The sequence below is a fragment of the Kitasatospora sp. NPDC093558 genome, from assembly GCF_040683475.1.
In the GTDB taxonomy this organism is placed as follows: domain Bacteria; phylum Actinomycetota; class Actinomycetes; order Streptomycetales; family Streptomycetaceae; genus Kitasatospora.
Genome location: NZ_JBFBDY010000004.1, coordinates 13821 through 36214, shown reverse-complemented (window position 1 = coordinate 36214; position 22394 = coordinate 13821). Strand labels below are relative to the sequence as shown.

17 protein-coding genes and 1 tRNA gene are annotated in these 22394 nt (G+C 70.3%); 10 read left to right on the top strand and 8 right to left on the bottom strand.

Features of this window, described 5'->3' with window-relative positions; all coding sequences use genetic code 11:
- The first annotated feature begins 6 nt into the window (after positions 1 to 6).
- Positions 7 to 843 carry an ABC transporter ATP-binding protein gene (locus AB0O00_RS01075; RefSeq protein WP_363647767.1) on the top strand — a complete coding sequence of 279 codons (837 nt, stop codon included), beginning with the start codon at positions 7 to 9 and terminating at the stop codon, positions 841 to 843.
- Positions 840 to 1556, top strand: coding sequence for an ABC transporter ATP-binding protein (locus tag AB0O00_RS01070; RefSeq protein ID WP_363647737.1), 717 nt, complete (start codon positions 840 to 842; stop codon positions 1554 to 1556). Before AB0O00_RS01075 ends, AB0O00_RS01070 begins: the two co-directional genes overlap by 4 nt.
- 59 nt (positions 1557 to 1615) lie before the next feature.
- Here the strand turns inward: AB0O00_RS01070 and AB0O00_RS01065 are convergent, their stop codons facing one another.
- Positions 1616 to 2233, bottom strand: a complete 618-nt coding sequence (locus AB0O00_RS01065) for a response regulator (RefSeq protein ID WP_363647765.1) — start codon at positions 2231 to 2233, stop codon at positions 1616 to 1618.
- Positions 2234 to 2368: 135 nt separating this feature from the next.
- Here AB0O00_RS01065 and AB0O00_RS01060 point away from each other — a divergent pair.
- Positions 2369 to 2451, top strand: a tRNA-Leu gene (locus tag AB0O00_RS01060).
- A 73-nt stretch (positions 2452 to 2524) separates the two neighbouring features.
- On the opposite strand, the gene AB0O00_RS01055 is transcribed toward AB0O00_RS01060, so the two are convergent.
- The 3 genes from AB0O00_RS01055 to pyk all read right to left on the bottom strand — a co-directional run bounded on the left by AB0O00_RS01055 (position 2525) and on the right by pyk (position 4721).
- Positions 2525 to 2824, bottom strand: coding sequence for a helix-turn-helix transcriptional regulator (locus tag AB0O00_RS01055; protein ID WP_363647735.1), 300 nt, complete (start codon positions 2822 to 2824; stop codon positions 2525 to 2527).
- Positions 2821 to 3165 carry a type II toxin-antitoxin system RelE/ParE family toxin gene (locus tag AB0O00_RS01050; RefSeq protein WP_363647733.1) on the bottom strand — a complete coding sequence of 115 codons (345 nt, stop codon included), beginning with the start codon at positions 3163 to 3165 and terminating at the stop codon, positions 2821 to 2823. The genes AB0O00_RS01055 and AB0O00_RS01050 overlap by 4 nt, the downstream gene beginning before the upstream one ends.
- A 125-nt stretch (positions 3166 to 3290) precedes the next feature.
- Positions 3291 to 4721, bottom strand: a complete 1431-nt coding sequence (gene pyk, locus AB0O00_RS01045) for a pyruvate kinase (protein WP_363647731.1) — start codon at positions 4719 to 4721, stop codon at positions 3291 to 3293.
- A 337-nt stretch (positions 4722 to 5058) separates the two neighbouring features.
- Here pyk and AB0O00_RS01040 point away from each other — a divergent pair, with 337 nt between their 5' ends.
- The 7 genes from AB0O00_RS01040 (at position 5059) to AB0O00_RS01010 (ending at position 13013) form a co-directional block, all read left to right on the top strand.
- A complete protein-coding gene (locus tag AB0O00_RS01040) occupies positions 5059 to 6153 on the top strand; it encodes a hypothetical protein (protein ID WP_363647729.1) in 1095 nt (364 codons plus the stop codon).
- Positions 6150 to 7808 carry a VWA domain-containing protein gene (locus tag AB0O00_RS01035; RefSeq protein WP_363647727.1) on the top strand — a complete coding sequence of 553 codons (1659 nt, stop codon included), beginning with the start codon at positions 6150 to 6152 and terminating at the stop codon, positions 7806 to 7808. The genes AB0O00_RS01040 and AB0O00_RS01035 overlap by 4 nt, the downstream gene beginning before the upstream one ends.
- Positions 7795 to 8262 (top strand): hypothetical protein, encoded by a 468-nt coding sequence (locus tag AB0O00_RS01030; RefSeq protein WP_363647725.1) that lies wholly within the window; start codon positions 7795 to 7797, stop codon positions 8260 to 8262. Before AB0O00_RS01035 ends, AB0O00_RS01030 begins: the two co-directional genes overlap by 14 nt.
- A gap of 234 nt (positions 8263 to 8496) precedes the next feature.
- Positions 8497 to 10338, top strand: a complete 1842-nt coding sequence (locus tag AB0O00_RS01025; protein ID WP_363647723.1) for a 5'-nucleotidase C-terminal domain-containing protein — start codon at positions 8497 to 8499, stop codon at positions 10336 to 10338.
- Positions 10339 to 10423: 85 nt separating this feature from the next.
- Complete coding sequence (locus AB0O00_RS01020) at positions 10424 to 10984, top strand: Uma2 family endonuclease (protein ID WP_363647721.1); 561 nt, start codon at positions 10424 to 10426, stop codon at positions 10982 to 10984.
- 136 nt (positions 10985 to 11120) lie between these two features.
- A complete protein-coding gene (locus AB0O00_RS01015) occupies positions 11121 to 12047 on the top strand; it encodes an NADP-dependent oxidoreductase (protein ID WP_363647719.1) in 927 nt (308 codons plus the stop codon).
- A gap of 33 nt (positions 12048 to 12080) precedes the next feature.
- Complete coding sequence (locus tag AB0O00_RS01010) at positions 12081 to 13013, top strand: AraC family transcriptional regulator (RefSeq protein WP_363647717.1); 933 nt, start codon at positions 12081 to 12083, stop codon at positions 13011 to 13013.
- A gap of 15 nt (positions 13014 to 13028) precedes the next feature.
- Here the strand turns inward: AB0O00_RS01010 and AB0O00_RS01005 are convergent, their stop codons facing one another.
- The 4 genes from AB0O00_RS01005 to gltB all read right to left on the bottom strand — a co-directional run bounded on the left by AB0O00_RS01005 (position 13029) and on the right by gltB (position 21980).
- Positions 13029 to 14486 (bottom strand): aldehyde dehydrogenase family protein, encoded by a 1458-nt coding sequence (locus AB0O00_RS01005; protein ID WP_363647715.1) that lies wholly within the window; start codon positions 14484 to 14486, stop codon positions 13029 to 13031.
- A 93-nt stretch (positions 14487 to 14579) separates the two neighbouring features.
- Entirely contained in the window at positions 14580 to 15446 is an 867-nt protein-coding gene (locus AB0O00_RS01000) for a helix-turn-helix transcriptional regulator (protein ID WP_363647713.1), read from the bottom strand.
- A gap of 479 nt (positions 15447 to 15925) precedes the next feature.
- Entirely contained in the window at positions 15926 to 17386 is a 1461-nt protein-coding gene (locus tag AB0O00_RS00995; protein ID WP_363647711.1) for a glutamate synthase subunit beta, read from the bottom strand.
- A complete protein-coding gene (gene gltB, locus AB0O00_RS00990; protein ID WP_363647709.1) occupies positions 17379 to 21980 on the bottom strand; it encodes a glutamate synthase large subunit in 4602 nt (1533 codons plus the stop codon). The genes AB0O00_RS00995 and gltB overlap by 8 nt, the downstream gene beginning before the upstream one ends.
- Positions 21981 to 22394 lie beyond the last annotated feature (414 nt).

The window sequence follows — 22394 nt, the reverse complement described above, 5'->3', positions numbered from 1 at the left end:
GACCCGATGACCACCACCGAAACGCCCCCCGCCGGCACGCCCAAGACCACCGAACCCATCCTCGACGTCACCGGCGTCACGATGCGCTTCGGCGGCCTCACCGCCGTCAACGACGTCTCCCTCACCGTCGGCGAGGGCGAGATCATCGGCCTCATCGGCCCCAACGGCGCCGGCAAGACCACCTTCTTCAACTGCCTCACCGGCCTGTACGTCCCCACCGAGGGCCAGGTCCGCTACCGGGGCACCGTCCTGCCGCCCAAACCCCACCTCGTCACCCAGGCCGGCATCGCCCGCACCTTCCAGAACATCCGGCTCTTCGCCAACATGACCGTCCTGGAGAACGTCCTCGTCGGCCGCCACACCCGCACCAAGGAAGGCATCTTCTCCGCCATCCTCCGCGGCCCCGGCTACCACCGCGCCGAAGCCGAGAGCCGCGAACGCGCCATGGAACTCCTCGCCTTCACCGGCCTCGCCGCGAAGGCCGACCACCTCGCGCGGAACCTCCCCTACGGCGAACAGCGCAAGCTGGAGATCGCCCGCGCCCTCGCCTCCGACCCCGGTCTCCTCCTGCTCGACGAACCCACCGCCGGCATGAACCCCCAGGAGACCCGCGCCGCCGAGGAACTCGTCTTCGCCATCCGCGACAAGGGCATCTCCATCCTCGTCATCGAGCACGACATGCGGTTCATCTTCAACCTCTGCGACCGCACCGCCGTGCTCGTCCAGGGCCAGAAGATCGTCGAGGGCGACCGCGAGACCGTCCAGAACGACGAACGCGTCATCACCGCCTACCTCGGCGCCCCGCTCGAAGGCACCACCGCAACACCGGAGGACACCCAGTGACCGCGCTCCTGGAGGTCGAGGACCTCCGCGTCGCCTACGGCAAGATCGAAGCCGTCAAGGGCATCAGCTTCACCGTCAACCAGGGCGAGGTCACCACCCTCATCGGCACCAACGGCGCCGGCAAGACCACCACCCTGCGCACCCTCTCCGGCCTGCTCCGGCCCACCGCCGGACGGATCACCTTCGAGGGCCAGGACCTCGCCACCGTCCCCGCCCACAAGATCGTCTCCCTCGGCCTCGCCCACTCCCCCGAGGGACGGCACATCTTCCCGCGCATGACCATCGAGGAGAACCTCCTCCTCGGCGCCTTCCTGCGCAGCGACACCGCCGGCATCGCCGCCGACGTGGAACGGGCCTACACCCTGTTCCCCATCCTCGGCGAACGCCGCAAGCAGGCCGCCGGCACGCTCTCCGGCGGCGAACAGCAGATGCTCGCGATGGGCCGGGCCCTGATGTCCCAGCCCAAGCTGCTGATGCTCGACGAGCCGTCGATGGGCCTGTCGCCGCTGATGATGCAGAAGATCATGGCGACGATCGTCGAACTCAAGGCGAGCGGCACGACGATCCTGCTCGTCGAACAGAACGCCCAGGCGGCACTGTCGCTGTCCGACCGCGGCTACGTGATGGAGACGGGCCGCATCGTCCTCAGCGGAACGGGCGCGGACCTGCTGCACGACGAGTCCGTACGGAAGGCGTACCTCGGCGAGGACTGATCCCACTCATGCGGAAGGGCCCGGCAGAAACGATCTGCCGGGCCCTTCGCCATACCGTCCTACTCGGCGGACTTGCCCTCTTCCGCCTTCTTACGGTCCTGGGCCTCGCCCTCTTCGATGACCGCCTCGGCGACCGCCGCCATCGTCATGCGCCGGTCCATCGACGTCTTCTGGATCCACCGGAACGCAGCCGGCTCGTTCAGCCCGAACTTCGTCTGCAGCACACTCTTCGCCCGGTCCACCAGCTTCCGGGTCTCCAGGCGCTGGGTGAGATCCCCGATCTCCTTCTCCAGCTCCCGCATCTCGGTGTACCGCGACACCGCCATCTCGATCGCCGGCACCAGGTCCGACTTGGAGAACGGCTTCACGATGTACGCCATCGCCCCCGCGTCACGGGCCCGGTCCACCAGCTCCCGCTGCGAGAACGCCGTCAGCATGAGAACCGGAGCCAGGTGCTTCTCGTGGATCTGCTCCGCAGCCGACAACCCGTCCAGCACCGGCATCTTCACATCGAAGATCGCCAGATCCGGCCGCAGCTCCTCCACAAGCCGCACCGCCGTAGCCCCGTCCCCGGCCTCGCCGACAACGGTGTACCCCTCCTCTTCGAGCATCTCCTTGAGGTCAAGACGGATCAACGCCTCGTCCTCAGCGATCACAATCCGCGTGATCTGGGGCATATCGGTCTCAAGCGGCTGCGCCTGCTCGTCGGCGGTGCTCACGTGGCTCCTAGTTCCGGCGGGGTACTGCATGATTGAGGGTACCTAGCAGCGGTGACCCGCACACAGCCGGTATGCTCTGTCCAGACTGGCCCCGCCGGGTTGGTGGAACGGCATACACGGATGTCTCAAACACATCTGCCCGAGAGGGCTTGCGGGTTCGAATCCCGCACCCGGCACCCCGTACTTTTCTCTCTCCTCACGTAATTCACCATTTCCGGTGGCCACTCCCGGAAAATCCCACGCTCCCCCTCAGCTCGCCCTCTCCAAGGGCTCCATCTCGACGGTGAGCCGCATGTCGAGCGCCGAGGCCAGCCTCTCCAGCATCACGATGGTCGGCATCGTGCCGCCGGCCTCGAATCTTGCGATGGCGGGCTGCTGCATTCCGGTCGCGGCGGCGAGTTGGGCCTGGGTCATCCCGAGGGCCTCGCGGCGCAGGCGCACGGTCTCACCGAGTTCGAAGCGGATCCGCGCGGCCTCGTACGCCGCGCCGGCACCCGGGCGGTTCAGGATCTCCTCGCGCATGGCGCGCCAGGATGTGCGCTCACTCATCTCGCCCACTCCTCGTCCTCGTCCACGGTGTGCTGCTCGGCCACGCAGCGGCGCAGCGCCCGCCTCGCCCGGTCGATCTCGGCGGTCTCCCGCATGCGCGTCTTGCGGAACACGGTCAGCAGGATGATCCTCCTGCCTGACGCGATCCAGTAGGTGATGCGCACATCCAATTCGTTCAGGTGGAAGCGCAGTTCCCGAAGTTTGCCTTCCAGTTGTCTGGTGTGGGGTTCCCCGAGCAGTGGACCGCGGACAGCGAGCAGGTCGACGTAGAACGTGACCGTTTCCTTGTCATCCTGGCCCAGCCCGACGATCCAGTCCCGGACCTCCGGTTCCAGCTCCACCTCTCCCCAAGTCATAACATGAATGTTATGGAGCTGCCACCGCCGGGAGCCGCGATTCGGACACAGAACAGGCGGCATCCCTCCCAATGAGGGATGCCGCCCGCGAGTGGCTGTTCCAAAGCCGCTCAGACGTCCAGGGTCCCCACGTGGTGGACGCGGACGAGGTTGGTGGAGCCGGCGAGGCCGGGGGGTGAGCCGGCGGTGATGATGACGATGTCGCCCTTCTGGCAGCGGCCCAGGGAGAGCAGCGCGGCGTCGACCTGTTCGACCATCTGGTCGGTCGTCGGGGCGAAGGGGCCGAGGAAGGTCTCCACGCCCCACGTGAGGGCGAGTTGGCTCCTCACGGCGGGCTCGTAGGTGAAGGCGAGGACGGGGATCGGCGAGCGGTAGCGGGTCAAGCGGCGGGCGGTGTCGCCGGACTGGGTGAAGGCGATGAGGTACTTGGCGTGCAGGAAGTCGCCGATCTCGGCGGCCGCGCGGGCGACGGCGCCGCCCTGGGTGCGCGGCTTGCTGCCGGCGGTCAGGGGCGGCAACCCGGCGGCCAGGATGTCGTTCTCGGCGGCCTCGATGATGCGGCCCATGGTCTTGACGGTCTCGACGGGGTACTTGCCCACCGACGTCTCGCCGGAGAGCATCACCGCGTCCGTCCCGTCGAGGACGGCGTTGGCGACGTCGGAGGCCTCGGCGCGGGTGGGCCGGGAGGCGTTGATCATCGAGTCGAGCATCTGGGTGGCGACGATGACCGGCTTGGCGTTGCGCTTGGCGAGCTTGATGGCGCGCTTCTGGACGAGCGGGACCTGTTCGAGGGGCATCTCCACGCCCAGGTCGCCGCGGGCCACCATGACGCCGTCGAAGGCGTCGACGATGGCTTCCAGGTTCTCGACCGCCTGCGGCTTCTCGATCTTGGCGATGACGGGGACGAACCGCCCCTCCTCGGCCATGATCCGGTGGACGTCGAGGATGTCGCGCCCGCTGCGGACGAAGGAGAGCGCGACGAGGTCGGCGCCGGTGCGCAGCCCCCAGCGCAGGTCGGCGACGTCCTTGTCGCTGAGCGCGGGGACGGAGACGGCGACGCCGGGGAGGTTGAGGCCCTTGTGGTCGGAGACGAGGCCGCCCTCGATGACGATGCACCGCACGTGCGGCCCGTCGACCTCGACGACCTCCAGGGTGACGCGGCCGTCGTCGACGAGGATGCGTTCGCCGCGCGAGACGTCGCCGGCGAGGCCCTTGTAGGTGGTGCCGCAGATGTCCTTGTCCCCCACGACGCCGTTGTCGGTGGAGATCGTGAACTCGTCGCCGCGTTCGAGGAGTACGGGCCCGTGGGCGAAGGTGTCGAGCCGGATCTTCGGGCCTTGGAGGTCGACGAGGACGCCGACGCTGCGGCCGGTCTCGTCGGCGGCCTTGCGGACGCGGCGGTAGCGCTCCTCGTGTTCGATGTGGGAGCCGTGGCTGAGGTTGAAGCGGGCGATGTCCATCCCGGCGTCGACCAGGGCCTTGATCTGGTCGTACGAGTCGGTGGCGGGCCCGAGGGTACAGACGATTTTTGCTCGGCGCATACTGCTGAGCGTAGGCATTACCGGCGCGTAACCTCGACGTGGGTCCGGACGCCGGGATGACCTTTGCCGGAAGGCGAGTTGAACAATCTGACACATCCTCGGACCGGTGTGCGGCGGGCCCGGTCGCGGCACTCGCGACCTGCCCGGCCGATGCGATTCCGTGAAGGGGAGTTCACCCGTGGTTCACCGCCGCTTCGGCCGCCGCTCCCGGCCCGGCGGGACGCTCGTCACCCGGGGACCACCCGGTTGACGTAACGGACGTACGCACGACGTAACGGGCGTGACAGACGTAACGAACGTACGCACGACGTAAACGGACGAGGGGGAAGCGTTCGGCATGAGACGCGCGTTAGGGGTGCTGGCGGCACTGGTGCTGCTCGGCGGGGTGACGTACGCGCTGATCCCGGATCCCGATCCGGGGCCGGGGCCGGGGCCGCTGGTGAGGGTGAACGGCCTGATCGGCTCGGAGAAGCGCGCCTTCTTCGAGAACCAGGAGGTCAAGGACGAACTGGCGAAGCAGGGTCTCGAGGTGCACGCCGACTCGACCGGTTCGTGGACGATGGTCGACCAGGCGGGGCAGGCGAACATCGACTTCGCCTTCCCGGCGAGCACCTCGCCGGTGCGGGAGATCCAGAAGATCTGGGGCCTGCAGGACTCGCCGCTGGTGCCGTTCTACTCGCCGCTGGTGATCGTGACGCACGAGCCCGTCGCGGCGGTGCTGAAGGCGAACGGCCTTGCGGGGGACGGCGAGGCGAACATCGTGACGTTCCGGATGGACCAGTACGTGGACGCGCTCAAGAACAGCAGGAAGTGGGAGGACCTCACCGGCGCGGCCGCCCATCCCGAGCTGGCCGGACGGATCTTCGTGACCACGACGGACCCGCAGAGCTCGTCCTCGGGCGCGCTGTACGTCGCCCTGCTGTCGTACCTCCTGAACAACCACCAGCCGGTGGCCGACCAGGCGGGGATCGACTCCACGAAGGCCGTGCTGCGCGCGGCGACCTCCGTGCAGGGCGGCCAGAAGAGCAGCAGCGACGAGCCGTTCAAGGACTTCCTGGCGGGGGTCGGCAACCCGCTGGTGTTCGCCTACGAGTCGCAGGTCGCGCAGCTGGCGCTGAGCGGTGCGCCGACCGGCGACATGGTCGTGATGTACCCGGACACGACGATCTACTCGGACCACACGCTGGTCGCCCGCAACGACAAGGGCGCGAAGCTGGCGGGCCTGCTCCAGGACGACGCGAAGCTGCAGCAGCTGGAGGCGAAGTTCGGCTTCCGTCCGCAGGCCGACCGGAACGTGTTCGCCAAGGAGGTGGAGGGCCGCAAGCCGGCCTTCGCGCCGGATCTCTCGACGGCGAAGTTGAAGCAGTGGCAGGTGCCGACGAAGGACGTCCTGCAGAAACTGGTCGCCGCGGCGAAGGGGAACGCTCAGTGAACAGCCGTACCATCCGCACGACTTGGCGTCTCGCGGCCTCCGCCGTGGCGCTCCTGGTGGCGACGGCCTGCACCTCGTCGTCGCCGTCCCCCACGCGGTCGCCCAATGCCACGGACGCGCCCGCGCCGACCGCCAGCCCGGGCGTGCTGCGCATCCTCGCGGGCAGCGAGCTGCAGGACATGGCGCCGGTCCTGGAGGAGGCGAAGAAGGCGACCGGGGTGACGGTCCAGTTCGCGTGGACGGGCTCGCTCGACGGCGCGGACGCGGTCTCCTCGGGCAAGGCGGACGGCAAGTACGACGCGGTGTGGTTCCCGTCGAACCAGTACCTGCGGCTGGACAACAGCGGCCGCTCGAAGCTGCTGTCGGAGACCCCGGTCATGGTGTCCCCGGTGGCGGTCGGCGTGCGCTCGTCCGTCCTGGGCGAGCTCGGCTGGGGCGACGGCTCGAAGGTCACCTGGGCGCAGATCGGGGACGCGGCCTCGGCCGGGAGGCTGTCGTACGGGATGTCCGACCCGTCCCGTTCGAACTCGGGCTTCTCGACGCTGGTCGCGGTGGCCTCGGCGTTCTCGGGGGCGGGGGCGGCGCTGACCGACGAGGACGTGCAGAAGGCGACGCCGTCGCTGAAGAAGTTCTTCACCGGCCAGAAGCTGACCTCGGGTTCGTCGGGCTGGCTGGCGCAGGCGTACACCAAGGCCGAGCCGGGCAAGGTGGGGGCGCTGGTCAACTACGAGTCGGTGCTGCTGTCGATGAACAAGTCGCTGCCCGCGGAGCAGCAGCTGACGGTGGTGCGCCCGGTGGACGGCGTGGTGTCGGCGGACTACCCGCTCTCGCTGCTGTCCTCGGCCGCGCAGAGCGAGCGCGACTCGTTCCAGCGGCTCACGCAGTACCTGCTCACCGCGGACGTGCAGAAGCGGATCTCCGAGGGGACGCTGCGCCGCCCGGTGACGCCGGGGGCCGCGGCGGCGGCGCTGCTGCCGTCGGACCGCCGCCGGGAGCTGCCGTTCCCGGGCACCCGGGCGGTCGCGGACGGGCTGCTGTCGTCGTACCAGAACGAGCTGCGCCGCCCGTCGCGGACGGTGTACGTGCTGGACACCTCGGGCTCGATGGAGGGTTCGCGGATCAAGGCGCTGAAGTCGGCGCTCGGCCGGCTGACCGGGACGGACGACACGCGCGGGGTGAGCCGCTTCCGGGATCGCGAGGAGGTGACGCTGATCTCGTTCGCGTCCAAGGTGAAGTGGACGAAGACGCACGCGGTGCCGGCGGCCGGGAGCCGGCCGGGGCCGGAGGCGGAGCTGGGGGCGATCAACGCGGACGTGCAGTCGCTGTCGGCGGACGGCGGTACGGCGCTGTACGACGCGCTGGAGGAGGCGTACCGGGTGATCGACCGGCAGCAGAAGGCGGCCGGGGACGACCGGTTCACGTCGATCGTGCTGATGACGGACGGCGAGAGCAACGAGGGCGCCACGGACGGGGACTTCAGGAAGTTCCACGACGCGCTGGCGTCCGGGCCGAAGGCGATCCCGGTGTTCCCGATCAAGTTCGGGGAGGCGGCGGTGAGCCAGCTGCAGGGCATCGCGGACCAGAGCGGCGGCAAGCTCTTCGACGGGACGGGCTCGCTGGACGGCGTGTTCGAGGAGATCCGTGGCTACCAGTGAGGGTCTCGGCCGGCGGGCGCTGGACTACCTGGAGTCGGGCCGGAACCTGGTCGGCTGCGCGGGCGGGGCGATCGGGCTGGGGCTGCACTTCGCCGGCCTGGGCGGCGCGTGGTGGCCGGGGGTGGTGGCGGGCCTGTACGCGGCGGGCGCGCTGCTGACGCCCGGGCCGAAGCCCCCGCCGCCACCGCCGCCGGGCTTTCCCGAGCTGGACGCCCTGGCCGACTACCTGCGGACCGTCCCGCTGCCGCCGTCCGCCCGGGTGGGCGACCTGCTGGACGCCCTGCGCGCCGCCGGGCCGGGCCCGGCGGCCGGGCGCCGGATCGTCCGGGACGGTCTGCCGCTCGCCGTGGCCGGCTACCTGCGGGCCCGGACGTGGCAGCCGTGGGCGGGCGGCACGGACCCGGAGGCCGAACTCGCCCGTGAGGTGGGCCTGCTGGCCGCGCAAATCGGCTGAATCCCGCCCCTACCAGCGCAGGTCCCGCGCACCCACGTCACGAACGAGTCGCCAAGATCTCACCTGTTGGAAACGTCGGAGGGCTACCCAACGGTCGAGCCGCACGGCACACTTCTACGCGCGTCCTTCTACGCGCGTCAACGGGGTTGTACGGAGTTGCACGGGGGTTCCAGCCACACCGGGCCCGGTTGACGGTCCATTCGCCAGCAAGTCCCCCACTCGGGAGAGTCGTCGATGTCCCTGAACCGCCGTGACTTCGTCACCCGGTCCGCCGCCACCGCCGCCGGTGCCGCCCTGGCCGGTGGCACCGCCCTCGCCGCCGCCCCCGCCGCCGCGGCCGCCGAGCCGAGCACGGCGCACGCCAAGGGCACCAAGCAGCACGGCGAAGGCCGCAAGCAGGCCTTCACCGTCATGGGCACCACCGACCTGCACGGCCGGGTGCTCAACTGGGACTACTTCACCGACGCCGAGTACGTCGACAAGGCGCACAACGCGGTCGGCCTCGCCAAGATCTCCACGCTGGCCAACCAGGTCCGCGAGGAGAAGGGCTGGGACCGCTGCCTGCTGATCGACTCCGGCGACATCATCCAGGGCACCCAGCTCACGTACTACTACGCCCGGATCGAGCCGATCGCCACCGACGGCGACTCCGTGCCGGACCACCCGATGGCGGTCGCCATGAACCTCATGGGCTACGACGCCGCCGCGCTCGGCAACCACGAGTTCAACTACGGCATCCCGACCGTGAAGGCCTTCGAGGACCAGCTGGAGTTCCCGCTGCTCGGCGCCAACGCCCTGCACGCGAAGAACGAGAAGCCGGCCTTCAAGCCGTACGTGATCAAGGAGGTGTGGCTGGACGAGGACACCCCGATCAAGGTCGGCATCCTCGGCCTCACCAACCCGGGCATCGCGATCTGGGACAAGGCCAACGTCAGCGGCCAGATGGTCTTCCCGGGCATCGTCGAGACCGCCGCGAAGTACGTGCCCCGGATGAAGGCCGCGGGCGCGGACGTCATCGTCGTCTCGGCCCACTCCGGCATCGACGAGCCCACCACCTACGGCGACCAGCTGCCCTGGCCCGAGGACGCCTCCGGCGAGATGGCCGAGAAGGTCCCGGACATCGACGCGGTGCTCGTCGGGCACACCCACAAGGAGGTGCCGCAGCGGCTCATCGTCAACAAGAAGACCGGCAAGACGGTCGTGCTGTCCGAGCCGCTGTGCTGGGGCCAGCGCCTGAGCTGCTTCGACTTCGAGGTCGAGCTCGTCGACGGCGCCTGGAAGGTGCTGTCGGTCTCCTCGCGCGTGCTGAACTCCAACACCGTGCCGGAGAACCCGGAGATCGCGAACGCCATCACCGACCAGCACAAGAAGGTCGTGGCGTACGTCAACCAGAACATCGGCACCAGCAAGATCGAGCTGTCGATCGCCGAGGCGCGGTTCAAGGCGACCCCGATCATCGACCTGATCGGCAAGGTCCAGGCCGACGCCGTCAAGGCCGCGTTGGCGGGCGGGCAGTACGCCAACCTTCCGGTGGTGGCCCAGGCCGCCCCGTTCAACCGCACCGCGCTGATCCCGGCCGGCCAGGTCAAGCTGCGCGACGCGGCCGGCCTGTACATCTACGAGAACACCCTGGAGGCCCGCATCCTGACGGGCGCCCAGCTCAAGGACTACCTGGAGTTCTCGGCGAAGTACTACTACCAGCTCGCCCCGGGCGCCCCGGTCGACAAGGACGCCATGACCGGCGCCGAGACCACGCCGGACTACAACTACGACTCGGTCTACGGCCTGAGCTACGACATCGACATCGCGCAGCCGAAGGGCAGCCGGATCGTCAACCTGTCCTTCCAGGGCAAGCCGATCGACCCGGCCGCCCAGTTCGTCTTCGCGGTCAACAACTACCGCGCCAACGGCGGCGGCAACTTCCCGCACGTCGCGTCCGCCAAGGTGGTCTGGACGAACTCCGACGAGATCCGCAACACGATGATCACCTGGGTGAAGGCCAAGGGCGTCATCGACCCGGCCGACTTCTTCACCAACTCCTGGCGCCTGGTCCGCGCCGGCCAGCCGGTCTTCTAGGACCCCACCTCACGAAGGCCGCCGCCCCGGAACACCACACCCGGGACGGCGGCCTTCGCATCGTCGGCGGTGAAAGAATGGCGCCATGAGCGAGCCCCAGATCCCCGAGCGCCACGCGCGGCTGCTGGCCTACGCCCAGAGCCTGACGCCTCCAACCGGATGGAAGATCGAGATCTCCGGCGACGAGATCATCATGATGGCCGGGCGCTCCGTGATCCATCAGCGCAACCTCCTGCTGGTCCGCAGGCAGTTCGAGGCTCATGAACCTGCCGACCTGATGCCGAGCGAGAACACGGACCTCGCCTCCCCCAACGTCGGCAAGCTGCGCAACCCCGACCTCACCTACATTCCGCTGGAGTCGGGCGGCAACGAGGTCCCCGCGGAACAGGCGGCGATCGCGGTCGAGATCGTCTCACCGTCGAACCCGGAGAACGACCTCGTCGGCAAGGTCCGCGACTACCCGCTCATGGGCATCCCGCTGTACCTCCTGATCGACCCGCGCGAGGGCGACATCACGCTCTACTCCGAACCATCCGACAGCGGCTACCACCAGCGCTGGGACGGCAAGTTCGGCGATCCGGTCCCGATCCCGTCCCCCTTCGGCTTCGAGCTCGCCACCGACGCCCTGCTTCGCTACCCCGCCTGATCGATCAGGCCGCCCAGCGAGACGACGGGACATCTTCCGAAGACTTGAGGATATTCATCCGCTCATTCGATCTCCCTACCGTAGAGGCATCACGAACGGCCCCGCGAAGGGGCCGCCTACGGACAGGGAGAGTTCGATGCGTGCAGTGATCCAGAAGGCGTTCGGCGGGCCCGAGGTGCTGGAGGTGGCCGAGGTCGAGCGGCCGGCGCTGGTGAGCGGCGAGGTGCTGGTGCGGGTCAAGGCCGCCGGGGTGAACCCGGTGGACGTCGCCGTGCGGTCGGGGGCGTTCCCGCTGCTCGGGGAGCCGCCGTTCGGGGTCGGGTGGGACATCTCCGGGGTGGTCGAGGAGGCCGCGCCGGGGGCCCGGTACCGGGTGGGCGAGGAGGTGTACGGGATGCCGTTCTTCCCGCGCGCGGCGACCGGCTACGCCGAGTACGTCGCGGCGCCCTCGCGCCAGTTGGCCCGCAAGCCCGCCACCGTCGACCACGTGCAGGCGGCCGCGCTGCCGCTGGCCGCGCTGACGGCCTGGCAGGGCCTGGTGGACCTGGCCCGCATCGAGGAGGGCCGGCGGGTGCTGGTGCACCGCGCCGCCGGCGGTGTCGGCCACTTCGCCGTGCAGATCGCCAAGGCCCGTGGCGCGTACGTGATCGCGCTGGCGAGCGAGCCCAAGCACACGTTCCTGAAGGAGCTGGGCGCGGACGAGGTGATCGACTACCGCACCACCGACTACACCGAGGCGGTCCGGGACGTCGACGTCGTCTTCGACTCCTCCTCCGAGGGCACCAAGGCACTGAAGGTGCTGAAGCCGGGCGGCACCCTGGTGACCATCATGGAGCACTGGAACACCGGGCTCGCCACCGAGATCGAGGCTGCCGGCCGGCGCTTCGCGGGCGTCTCCGTGGAGCCGGACTACGCCTCGCTGGAGGCGATCGCCGCGCTCGTCGACGAGGGCCTGATCCGCCCGCACGTCTCGGCGGTCTTCCCGCTGGCCGAGGCCGGCCGGGCGCACGAGTCGGTCGGCTCCGGTACCGTCCAGGGCAAGGTCGTGCTGACCGTCGACTGAGCGGGGCCGCACACGAGGGAGAGGGGCGCGGAGTTGGACATCCTGACCGAGGCACTGGGCTCGATGCGCACGGCGCACCCGTTCTCCGTCCGCACCGAGGGCCGGGCCCCCTGGGGCCTGCGGATGCCGCCGGTGATGGGTGCCGGCTTCCACGTGGTCCTGTACGGGACGTGCTGGCTGCTCCCGCTGGACCGGTCGCGCGGCGGGGCGGTGGCGCTCAGCCCGGGGGACGTGGTGTTCCTGCGGGACGGCCGCGGCCACGTCCTCGCCGATCACCCGGACACCCCGCCCGTGCCGGCGGAGGACTGCCCGATCGACGGAACCCCGCCGGTCGGCATGGTCACGCTGGGCGGCGACGGCGCCCGCACCAGCCTGCTGTGCGGGAACTACCACCTGGACCAGGGCCGCCCGCACCCGCTGGTGCGCCAGCTGCCGGAGCTGATCCACCTGGAGACCCGGCACGGCCGGCACCCCGAACTGGCCGCCGCCGTACGGCTGTTGGGCGCCGAGCTGGAGCAGCCGCGGATCGGCTCGGCCGGGATCGTGCCGGCGCTGATCGACTCGCTGCTGCTGTACATCCTGCGCGCCTGGCTCGACACGCAGCCGCCCGCGACGGCCGCCGGGTGGGCCGCGGCGCTCGGTGATTCGGCGGTGGCCCCGGCGCTGGCGGCGATCCACGGCGCGCCGGCGACGGCGTGGACGGTGGAGGCGCTGGCGGACCGCTCGGGCCTGTCCCGGGCGGCGTTCGCCCGCCGGTTCAGCACGATGGTGGGCGAGCCGCCGATGGCGTACCTGACGCGGTGGCGGATGACCACCGCGGCCCGTCTGCTGCGGGAGTCGGACGCGCCGTTGACGGCGGTGGCGGCGCAGACGGGCTACGGCTCGGAGTACGCGTTCGCGAAGGCGTTCAAGCGCGAGTACGGGCAGGCCCCCGGCGGTTACCGCCGGGAGGCCCGCGCCGCGTGAGCGCACGCCGTCGGCTCAGAACGGGAAGCGGCTGCGCCCGTGCTGGATCGAGATCCACTTGACCGTGGTGAAGGCGTCCACCGTGTACTCACCGTTGAGCCGCCCGACGCCGGAGTTCTTCTCGCCGCCGAAGGGCACGATCGGCTCGTCGGCGATGGTCCCGTCGTTGACGTGGATCATGCCGGTCTCGATCCGCTGCGCCACCCGCACGCCGCGCTCGACGTCGCCGGTGTGGACGGCGCCGCTGAGGCCGAAGGGCGTGTCGTTGGCGATGCGGACGGCCTCGTCCTCGCCGTCGACGGGCACCACGAGCACGACGGGGCCGAAGAGTTCGCGCTGGAGGATGGGCGCGTCGAGGGGCACGTCGGTGAGGACGACCGGGTCCATCAGGCTGCCGACCGTCGCGCCGCGCAGCAGGACGGTGGCGCCGGCCTCGACGGCGTGGTCGACCTGGGCGTTGATGGCGTCGGCCTGGACGGGGTTGATGAGCGGGCCGATCTGGGTGGCCGGGTCCTTGGGGTCGCCGACGGTGAGCGAGGCGATCTTGGCGACGAACTTCCCGGTGAACTCGGCGACGACGCTGCGGTCGACGAGGACCCGGTTGGCGGCCATGCAGACCTGGCCCTGGTGGGCGAAGCGGCTGAACACGGCGGCGTCGACGGCGTAGTCGAGGTCGGCGTCGTCCAGGACGATGAGGGCGCTGTTGCCGCCGAGTTCGAGCACGGTCCGCTTGAAGTGCGAGGCGGCGACGGTGGCGACGTGGCGTCCGACCTTGTCGGAGCCGGTGAAGGAGATGACCTTGGGCACCGGGTGCTCGATGAAGGCGTCGCCGATCTCGGCGATGTCGGTGACGACGACGTTGAGCAGGCCGGCCGGCAGCCCGGCGTCGGCGAGGATCCTGGCGAGCAGGGTGCCGCCGACGACCGGGGTCTCCTGGTGCGGCTTGAGGACGACGCCGTTGCCGAGGGCCAGGGCGGGCCCGACGGCCTTGAGGGACAGGAACAGCGGGAAGTTGAACGGGCTGATCACGCCGACGACGCCGACCGGCAGCCGGTAGAGGCGGTTCTCCTTGCCGTCGACGGGCGAGGGCAGCAGGCGGCCCTCGGCGAGGAGGGAGAGCTGCATGCACTCGCGCAGCATGTCCTTGGTGAGGGAGAGTTCGAAGCCGGCCTTGAGGGCGGTGCCGCCGAGTTCGGCCATGATGGCGCGGGTGATCTCGTCCTCGCGCTCCTCGATGAGGCGCAGCGCGCGCTCGAACACCAGCCGCCGGGTGTAGGGGTTGGTGGCGGCCCATTCCTTCTGGGCGCGGGCGGCGGCGCGGTAGGCGCGGTCGACCTGTTCGACGGTGGCGACGGTGATGGTGGCGAGTTTGTCGCCGGTGTAGGGGTCGACGTCGACGATGTCCCACGAGCCGTCGCCGGCCAGCCATTCGCCGTCGATGTACTGGGCCGCCAACTCGGAGAAGTACGACATCCGATCCCTCTCGTGCCTGAGACTCGTGCCTAGGAAGGGTGCAACGTGGAACGTCTGTGATCAGATCTGATCGATGCTCATCGTACTGATGGCTTACAGCTCTTGGCGCACGGAGCGCAGAAGTTCCCGGGTGCGTTCGGCGCCGAGGCTGTCGGCGAGGAGGCCTTCCATGGCGCCGGTGTACTCGGCGACCTCGGCGGGCTTGTCGAGGTAGAGGGCGGTGGTGAACTGCTCCAGGTAGACGACGTCGGGCAGTTCGGGTTCGGCGAAGCCGAGCACGGTGAACGCGCCGCCCTCGGCGCGCAGTCCGCCGAAGCCGAGCGGCATCACCTGGAGGTCGACGTTGGGCAGGTCGGTGAGGTCGAGCATGCGGTCGATCTGGGCGCGCATCAGCCCGGGTCCGCCCCAGGGGCGGCGCAGCGCGGCCTCGTCGAGGACGGCGAGCAGGTGGGGGGCGCGGTCGGCGGTGAGGACGGCCTGGCGTTTGAGGCGGACTTCGACGCGGCGTTCGATCTCGTCGGGTTCGGTGACGTGGCCGCCGGCGGCGATGACGGCGCGGGCGTAGTCGGGGGTCTGGAGGAGCCCGTGGACGAACTGGACCTCGTAGCTGCGGATCTCGGTGGCGGCTTCCTCCAGGCCGACGTAGTTCTGGAACCAGGGGGGCAGGACGTCGCCGTAGCCGTGCCACCAGGAGGTGGCGTTGGCGTCGCGGACGAGGCCGAGGACGCTGGCGCGTTCCTGTTCGGCGTCGACGCCGTAGAGGGTGAGCAGGTCGGCGACGTCGCGTTCCTTGAAGCCGACGCGGCCGAGTTCCATGCGGCTGATCTTGGATTCGGAGGCGCGGATGGAGTATCCGGCCTCCTCGCGGCTGACGCCTCTGGCCTCGCGGAGTTTGCGCAGGTGTGATCCCAGCAGCAGGCGCCGCACCGTCGCGCCTCCGCCTGCCTGAGTCGTGCTCATCGCCTCAACCTCCGCACTCGCGCAGCCCCCGGGCCGTCGGCCGCAGTCTGCCATCTGGCACCGACGAACAACAGCCCGTCCGGCGGTCCGTTCCGGCCGTAGCGGCGCGGGTGCGGCGGTGGTGCTCAGGGCGGCCGGGGAGGGCCGGGGCGGGGCGGGCGGGGCAGCGGAGCTGCTGCTGCGCCCGCGACGAACCGGAACGTCCTGCGCCCCCTGGCCGGAACTCGCCAACCGCCGTGCGGCGAAGGAGATTTCACCGAATACATACCTCGGCGCCCACGCCCGGAAGACGCCCCCGAAAACGCCGCGGAAAAGCGCCCCGCGAGACGCCCCCGGGAAACGCGTCGGCGCTCGCCCCCCAACTGGTCGGGGAAGGGGGCGAGCGCCAGGAGACCGCATTGGCCCGACGACGCTGGCGGGGGCAGCGGGTTGAGCTCCCGGCGATGCGGCGCCGGGGGTTCAGGGGGCCGGTCGGACCGTCAGACCACCAGCGGGCGGTCGGTGGGCCGGATCGGGGCCGGGAGCGGGGTCTTGCCACCGAGGTGCTTGTCCACCGCCGCGGCGGCCGAACGGCCCTCCGCGATGGCCCAGACGATCAGGGACTGGCCACGGCCGGCGTCTCCGCAGACGTACACGCCATCGACATTGGTGGCGAACCGGCCGTCGCGGGCAATGTTACCGCGCGCGTCGAGGTCCACCCCCAGCTGCTCGACGAGCCCGTTCTTCACGTCCGTCCCGGTGAAGCCCATGGCCAGGGTGACCAGCTGCGCCGGGATGGCCCGCTCGGTGCCGGGGACCTGCTCGAACCTGCCGTCCTTGAACTCCACCTCGACGAGGTGCAGCTCCTGGACGTTGCCGTCCTCGTCGCCGCTGAAGTGGGTGGTGCTCACGGAGTAGATCCGCTCGCCGCCCTCCTCGTGCGCGGAGGTGACCTTGTACGTCATCGGCATGGTCGGCCAGGGCTGGTGCCCGGGCCGGTCCTCGCCCGGCTTCGGCATGATCTCCAGCTGGGTGACGGAGGCCGCCCCCTGCCGGTGCGCGGTGCCGACGCAGTCGGCGCCGGTGTCGCCGCCGCCGATGACGACGACGTGCTTGCCCTTGGCGCTGACCGGCGATTCGACGAAGTCGCCCTCCTGCACCTTGTTGGCCAGCGGCAGGTACTCCATGGCCTGGTAGACGCCCTTGAGCTCGCGCCCGGGCACCGGCAGGTCGCGGGCGGTGGTGGCGCCGGCCGCGACGACGACGGCGTCGAAGCGCGAACGCAGGTCCTGCCCGGTGATGTCCTCGCCGACGTGCACGCCGGTGCGGAAGCGGGTGCCCTCCGCGCGCATCTGCTCGATGCGGCGGTTGATGTGGCGCTTCTCCATCTTGAACTCGGGGATGCCGTAGCGCAGCAGGCCGCCGATGCGGTCGGCGCGCTCGTACACCACCACGGTGTGCCCGGCCCGGGTGAGCTGCTGGGCGGCGGCGAGGCCGGCCGGGCCGGAGCCGACGACGGCGACGGTCTTGCCGGAGAGGCGCTCGGGGACCTGCGGGGTGACGCCGCCGCGGTCCCAGGCCTTGTCGATGATGGTGACCTCGACGTTCTTGATGGTCACCGCGTCCTGGTTGATGCCGAGGACGCACGCGGACTCACACGGGGCCGGGCACAGGCGGCCGGTGAACTCCGGGAAGTTGTTGGTCGCGTGCAGCCGCTCGATCGCGCCGACGAAGTCGTCGCGGTAGGCGAGGTCGTTCCACTCGGGGATGAGGTTCCCGAGCGGGCAGCCGTTGTGGCAGAACGGGATGCCGCAGTCCATGCAGCGGCCGGCCTGCTTGGTGATGATCGGCAGGAGGCTGCGCTCGACGTAGACCTCGTTCCAGTCCCGCAGACGGACGTCCACGGGACGGCGCTCGGCCAGCTGCTTGGGCGTGGTCAGGAAGCCCTTGGGGTCAGCCATGTGCCGCCTCCATCATCTTGCGAGTGGTCTCGGCCTCGGAGAGGCCATCGCGCTCAGCGGCGTCCTTGGCGGCGAGCACTGCCTTGTAGTCGGTCGGCATGATCTTGGAGAAGCGGGAGACCCCGCTGCCCCAGTCGGCCAGGAGCTCGGCGGCGACGGTGGAGCCGGTCTCCTCGTAGTGCTGCTGCACGGTCTCGCGCAGCCACTCGCGGTCGTCGGCGGTGGGGGCCTCGATGCCGACCATGCCGTCGTTGACGTTCGCGGGGCGCAGGTCCAGGACGTAGGCGATGCCGCCGGACATGCCGGCCGCGAGGTTGCGCCCGGTCTCGCCGAGGACGACGACCCGTCCGCCGGTCATGTACTCCAGGCCGTGGTCGCCGACGCCCTCGACGACCAGGGTGGCGCCGGAGTTGCGGACGGCGAAGCGCTCGCCGGCCTTGCCGCGCAGGTGGATCCGGCCCGAGGTGGCGCCGTAGCCGATGGTGTTGCCGGCGATGACGTGGTTCTGCGCGTCGTTGCCGATGGCCGCGGCCTCGCGGGCCGGGCGGACGACGACGACACCGCCGGAGAGGCCCTTGCCGACGTAGTCGTTGGCGTCGCCCTCCAGACGCAGCGTGACGCCACGGGGGACGAAGGCGCCGAAGGACTGCCCGGCGGAGCCGGTGAAGGTGACGTCGATGGTGCCCTCGGGCAGGCCCTCGCCGCGGTAGCGCTTGGTGACCTCGTGGCCGAGCATGGTGCCGACCGTGCGGTTGACGTTGCGGATCGGCAGCTGCACCCGCACCGCCTCGCCGCGCTCCAGGGCGTCCTCGGCGAGCTCGATCAGCTGGTTGTCGAGGGCCTTGTCGAGCGCGTGGTCCTGCGTGGTGGTGCAGTGGCGCGCGGCGCCCTCGGGCAGCTCGGGCACGTGGAAGAGCGGGGCCAGGTCGAGCCCGGCGGCCTTCCAGTGGTCGACCGCGGCCTGGGCGTTGATGTGCTCGGCGTGGCCGACGGCCTCCTCGATCGAGCGGAAGCCCAGCGAGGCCAGGATCTCCCGGACCTCCTCGGCGATGAACTCGAAGAAGTTGACGACGAATTCGGGCTTGCCGGAGAACCGGTCGCGCAGCACCGGGTTCTGGGTGGCCACGCCGACCGGGCAGGTGTCCAGGTGGCAGACGCGCATCATGATGCAGCCGGAGACGACCAGCGGGGCGGTCGCGAAGCCGAACTCCTCGGCGCCGAGCAGCGCGGCGATGACGACGTCGCGGCCGGTCTTCAGCTGGCCGTCGGTCTGGACGACGATGCGGTCGCGCAGCCCGTTGAGCAGCAGGGTCTGCTGGGTCTCGGCGAGGCCGAGCTCCCAGGGGCCGCCGGCGTGCTTGAGCGAGGTGAGCGGCGAGGCGCCCGTACCACCGTCGTGCCCGGAGACCAGGACGACATCCGCGTGCGCCTTGGAGACGCCCGCCGCGACCGTCCCGACGCCGACCTCGGACACCAGCTTCACGTGGATGCGGGCGGCCGGGTTGGCGTTCTTGAGGTCGTGGATCAGCTGGGCGAGGTCCTCGATGGAGTAGATGTCGTGGTGCGGCGGCGGGGAGATCAGGCCGACGCCCGGGGTGGAGTGCCGGGTGCTGGCGACCCACGGGTAGACCTTGTGGCCGGGCAGCTGGCCGCCCTCGCCGGGCTTGGCGCCCTGGGCCATCTTGATCTGGATGTCGTCGGCGTTGACGAGGTACTCGGAGGTGACGCCGAAGCGGCCGGAGGCGACCTGCTTGATCGCCGAGCGGCGCTCGGGGTCGTACAGGCGGTCCGGGTCCTCGCCGCCCTCGCCGGTGTTGGACTTGCCGCCGAGGCGGTTCATCGCGATGGCGAGGGTCTCGTGGGCCTCGCGGGAGATCGAGCCGTAGGACATGGCGCCGGTGGAGAAGCGCTTGACGATCTCGGAGACCGGCTCGACCTCCTCGACCGGGATCGCCTCGCGGCCGAGCGCGTCCAGCTGGAACAGGCCGCGCAGCGTCATGAGGCGCTCGGACTGCTCGTTCACCCGGTCCGTGTACTGCTTGAAGATGTCGTACCGGCGGTTGCGGGTGGAGTGCTGGAGCCGGAAGACGGTGTCCGGGTCGAACAGGTGCGGCTCGCCCTCGCGGCGCCACTGGTACTCGCCGCCGATCTCCAGCGCGCGGTGCGCGGCGGGGATGCCGGAGGCCGGGTAGGCCTTGGCGTGCCGGGCGGCGGTTTCGCGGGCGATCTCCTCCAGGCCGATGCCGCCGAGCTTGGTGGTGGTGCCGGCGAAGTAGCCGTCGACCAGCTCGTGCGAGAGGCCGATGGCCTCGAAGACCTGGGCGCCGCGGTAGGAGGCGACGGTGGAGATGCCCATCTTGGACATGACCTTGAGCACGCCCTTGCCGAGCGCCTTGATCAGGTTCTTGATGGCCTTCTCGGGCTCGACGCCCTGGATGAACACGTTCTGGGCGACGAGGTCCTCGACGGACTCCATGGCCAGGTATGGGTTGACGGCGCCGGCGCCGTAGCCGACCAGCAGCGCGACGTGGTGCACCTCGCGGACGTCACCGGCCTCGACCAGCAGGGACACCTGGGTGCGCTGCTTGGTGCGGATGAGGTGGTGGTGGATCGCGGAGGTGAGCAGCAGCGAGGGGATCGGGGCGTGCTCGGCGTCCGAGTGGCGGTCGGAGAGCACGATGATCCGGGCGCCGTCGGCGATCGCGGCGTCGGCCTCGGCGGCGATCGCGGCCAGGCGGGCGGCCAGGCCCTCGCCGCCGGTGGTGACCTTGTAGAGGCCGGAGAGGGTGACGGCCTTGAGGCCGGGCTGGTCGCCGTCGGCGTTGATGTGGACGAGCTTGGCGAGCTCGTCGTTGTCGATCACCGGGAAGGTGATGCCGACCGAGCGGCAGGCGGCGGCCTCGGCGGCCAGCAGGTTGCCCTCGGGGCCGAGGTTGCTGAGCAGCGAGGTGACGAGCTCCTCGCGGATGGCGTCCAGCGGCGGGTTGGTGACCTGCGCGAAGAGCTGCACGAAGTAGTCGAACAGCAGGCGCGGCCTCTCGCTGAGCGCGGCGATCGGCGAGTCGGTGCCCATCGAGCCGAGCGCCTCGGCGCCGGTCTTCGCCATCGGGGCGAGGATGACCCGCAGCTCCTCCTCGGTGTAGCCGAAGGTCTGCTGGCGGCGGGTGACGGAGGCGTGGGTGTGGGCGATGTGCTCGCGCTCGGGGAGCTTGGCGAGCTGGATCTGCCCGGCGGTGACCCACTCCTCGTAGGGGTGCTCGGCGGCCAGGCCGGCCTTGATCTCCTCGTCCGGGACGATCCGGTTCTCGTTGAGGCAGACCAGGAACATCTTGCCGGGCTGCAGGCGGCCCTTCTGGACGACCTTCTGCTGGTCGAGGTCGAGGACGCCGACCTCGGAGGAGAGCACGACCAGGCCGTCCTCGGTGACCCAGTAGCGGGCCGGGCGCAGGCCGTTGCGGTCGAGCACGGCGCCGATCCGGGTGCCGTCGGTGAAGGTGACGCAGGCCGGGCCGTCCCAGGGCTCCATGAGGTTGGAGTGGTACTGGTAGAACGCGCGGCGGGCCGGGTCCATGGTGGCGTGGTTCTCCCACGCCTCCGGGATCATCATCAGCACCGAGTGCGGCAGCGACCGGCCGCCGAGGTGGAGCAGCTCCAGGACCTCGTCGAAGGAGGCCGAGTCGGAGTGGTCCGGGGTGCAGATCGGGAAGATCCGGCTCAGACCCTGCCCGTTCTTGTTGGCGGGGATCACGTCGGTGGCGAGCTGGGACTCGCGGGCGCGCATCCAGTTGCGGTTGCCCTTGACCGTGTTGATCTCGCCGTTGTGCGCGACGAAGCGGTACGGGTGGGCGAGCGGCCAGCTCGGGAAGGTGTTGGTGGAGAAGCGCGAGTGCACCAGGCCGAGCGCGGACGCGTAGGTGCGGTCCGACAGGTCGGGGAAGAAGGGCTCCAGCTGGCCGGTGGTCAGCATGCCCTTGTAGACGATGGTGCGGGCGGACAGCGACGGGAAGTAGACGCCGGCCTCGCGCTCGGCGCGCTTGCGGACGACGAAGGCGATCCGGTCGAGCTCGACCCCGGCCTTCTCGACGTGCGCGACGAAGAGCTGGCGGAAGCGGGGCATCACGCTGCGCGCGGTGGCACCGAGCAGGTCGGGGGTGACGGGCACGTCGCGCCAGCCGAGGACGGTCAGGTCCTCCTCGGCGGCGATGGCCTCGATCTGCGCGACGGCGGCGGCGTCGGCCGCGTCCTCGTCCGGCAGGAAGGCGATGCCGACGGCGTAGGAGCCGGCGGCGGGGAGCTCGAAGGAGACCTTGCTGCGCAGGAAGGCGTCCGGGATCTGGGTGAGGATGCCGGCGCCGTCACCGGAGTCGGGCTCGGCGCCGGTGGCGCCGCGGTGCTCCAGGTTGCGCAGGACGGTCAGCGCCTGCTCGACGATCGTGTGGTCGGCGATGCCGGTCAGCGTGGCGACGAAACCGACGCCACAGGCGTCGTGCTCGTTTCGCGGGTCGTACAGGCCCTGAGCAGCAGGTCGCGCATCCGGAACGAGCGCGTACGGCGGGCGGGCGGCGCCGGCCTGGGGCTCGTTTGCGGAGTGCATGGATGCAGACAGCATCGGCTCTCCCGTCGTCGTCTTTCGGCAAGTTGGTGCAAGTAGGGACGACGTTGGCCCTGATGCGATGGAACGATTTCGTGCAAGTTACATGATGCCCAAGATCCCGGGAAGCGGAATATCTCGTCCGCATGGTGGACGGAGCCGCAGGTCACGGGGTGGGTGGAGGGACGCGCCACAGTGCACGTCCCGACGATTGTGCCCGGCGGTCGACCACCCGAAACAGGGGCGAAACCGGACCGCCACACGAGGCGATCAAGGTCGCCTGCGAATCCATTCCCGGGGCCGCACCGCGGATGCGAATCTGCGGCTCCAGGGCTCGGATGGTGAGACTAGGCCAGGCCACGCGCGGCGGCCATGTGCGGAACGTCACGCATTCACCGGCATAGTCATGCAGAGCTC